The sequence below is a fragment of the Alkalibacterium sp. m-11 genome (assembly GCF_054658155.1).
This window is the reverse complement of the sequence record NZ_BAAGIR010000365.1, coordinates 1-458: the sequence shown is the minus strand read 5'-3', so window position 1 is coordinate 458 and position 458 is coordinate 1. Positions and strand designations below refer to the sequence as shown.

Annotated in this window: 1 protein-coding gene; it reads left to right on the top strand. The window is 47.4% G+C overall.

Going from position 1 to position 458, the window contains the following annotated elements:
* The first annotated feature begins 185 nt into the window (after positions 1-185).
* Positions 186-401: a hypothetical protein gene (locus ACYQ2O_RS12830; RefSeq protein WP_346023625.1), complete on the top strand. Its 216-nt coding sequence runs from the start codon at positions 186-188 to the stop codon at positions 399-401.
* The last annotated feature ends 57 nt before the right edge of the window (positions 402-458 follow it).

Genomic DNA, 458 nt, shown 5'->3' with positions numbered 1-458 from the left:
GCATCCTGCGCAATGGGTACATTTATCTTTTTCTCGAGAGGCTGGTACGTCCTTACAAGTTGTAGTGCTTCAGCACGTACAACTATTGTTGTGATCGACCGACCAACGGGAGTAGTTAAGCTAGACAGTACAAAATGCATTACAAAACGTATACTTTAGTAAAAACTAAGAAACGAGGGACTATAGTGGATAAGTATTTATTCGAAGCAACCGTCCATAACACAGACGGCGTCGAAGGCACTGCTTTTGTCGAAGGTGAAGGCGGCTTATCCGTGACTACTTCTCATCCATTAGATGACTCTTCCGGTACGAATCCGGAAGAGTTATTTGGTCGTGCGCCCGGCATGGGCGACAACTTGGTGGTGAAAGTCCACTACAGACTTGGCAGTAGGAACTGTTAGCGAAAGTCAAGGGTGTCCGCCGTGAGGCGGAATCTGAAGGAAGACGGACGCAAATGC